Origin of the sequence: Oceanicella actignis (assembly GCF_008124525.1) — a bacterium.
Classification (GTDB): domain Bacteria; phylum Pseudomonadota; class Alphaproteobacteria; order Rhodobacterales; family Rhodobacteraceae; genus Oceanicella; species Oceanicella actignis.
In genome coordinates this window covers 1-1,417 of record NZ_VNHJ01000032.1, presented here as the reverse complement: position 1 = coordinate 1,417, position 1,417 = coordinate 1, and the positions used below count along the sequence as shown (strand labels likewise).

The following is a 1,417-nucleotide window of genomic DNA, read 5'->3' as shown; positions in this document are numbered from 1 at the left end:
GGCGCGACCAGCCCCCATTCGCGTTCCGTCAGATCGCTTGAACAACCGCGCCCTCGCCGGGCATGATCCCGGCGAGCGGTCTCTGTCCAGGCCATTGTGCACTCCATCTCGTCTCGCAAACGGACGGAATCACAACCTGCTGAGATCGCTGAACTCTTTTCGGGTTCGGCTCTCAGACATTCTCATCATGGGTTCCAAACACTTGTTCGCGCCATGGCGCGCAGCGCAAGGGGGGTGCACCCATGGTCTGCCGGAAGCTGAGCCGATTTGGGCGCGTCAGATGAATGTCGTCTGACCCAGACCACCGAAAACGTACCCGGGATCGCATTGGATGGATATGGCGTTTCCGAAGCGGCTCGCTGGGCGAGAGCATCTGGCCGATCGGGGACATAAGTCTCGGGATCGATTGCCTCGTCCAAAGGGCGGCCCGGACTTTGCGCGCACGTCTTCCGACATGCTTCAGCCATTTCCATGGCCCAGGGAACGCCTCTGCGCGGTCCGTCGAGGTGGTTGACATCGATCAGGGCCGCCTCGATTTCGGCCCGAGTTTTCGCATCGCCGATTCGCTTCTCCGCCTCGGCCGCTTTGCGCTCGGCCTCGCGTCGGGCCGCGATCCGGGCAGCCCCCTGCTGGACGCAGGCTTTCTCGCGCTCGAGGCTGACGTCCATGGACGTCACCCTTGGCGCCGCTTTCGGGCGCAGACCGCGATGGCGCGGGTCTCAGCCTGTGCGTCAGTTTCGCGGACCTGTGAGGCGGACGCCGGGCGGACCCGGGACACCCGGTTGATCTTGCGTGATTTTTTGAGATTCATGGCTGGGGCGGCAGGATTCGAACCTGCGAATGACGGTACCAAAAACCGTTGCCTTACCACTTGGCGACGCCCCAATGCGCGGGGCGCAAAATAGACGCGCCGCGCCGCCGCCGCAAGGGCGTTCGGGTCAATCGACCACGGGGTAGAAGGGACGGCCCCAATCCTCGTCCGGGTGGTCCATCATCACGTCGATGAACAGCGGCAGCAGCACCATCAGGATGCGCGCGCCGTCCGCGACCTGCCGGCGGTTGACCGAGCCGTTCCACGTCGCGCCGCCATGCACCAGCTGGTTGCGCAGCACGTAAAGCCGGTCGAACAGCCGCCGCAGGATCGCCGGCGTGTCGAGCGCGCGGATCGCCTCGTGCGCGCCGCGCCGGTCGCGGCGCAGGCGCTCGGGCCAGTCGGCGAAGCCCGGCACGCCGTTCGCGTGATTCCAGAAGGGCTTGAAGACGTATTGATTCTCGAGCAGCAGCCGCACCTCGTGCGGAAAGCGCAGCCATATCGCGTCGTATGTTCTCTTAACCTTCTTGACTGACGAATGACATGACGGTTTCGATGGGGCGTCTGCCCTGGTTTCGGTAGCCCAGATGCGGGCGCTCGGTATTG

The 1,417-nt window shown here is 64.4% G+C and carries 1 protein-coding gene, 1 tRNA gene and 2 pseudogenes; all 4 read right to left on the bottom strand.

Annotated features, from left to right (window positions below):
* A pseudogene (locus LY05_RS15495) lies at positions 1–107 on the bottom strand (IS5/IS1182 family transposase); the annotation flags it as partial.
* A 78-nt stretch (positions 108–185) separates the two neighbouring features.
* Entirely contained in the window at positions 186–668 is a 483-nt protein-coding gene (locus tag LY05_RS15015; RefSeq protein WP_148923708.1) for a hypothetical protein, read from the bottom strand.
* Between the two features lie 142 nt (positions 669–810).
* Positions 811–885, bottom strand: a tRNA-Gln gene (locus tag LY05_RS15010).
* Positions 886–938: 53 nt separating this feature from the next.
* Positions 939–1,417, bottom strand: a pseudogene (locus LY05_RS15005) (hypothetical protein); the annotation flags it as partial.

Bases quoted from the DNA above. Each gene is read 5' to 3' on its own strand.
- LY05_RS15015 (WP_148923708.1), bottom strand. From the start codon at position 668: ATGGACGTCAGCCTCGAGCGCGAGAAAGCCTGCGTCCAGCAGGGGGCT.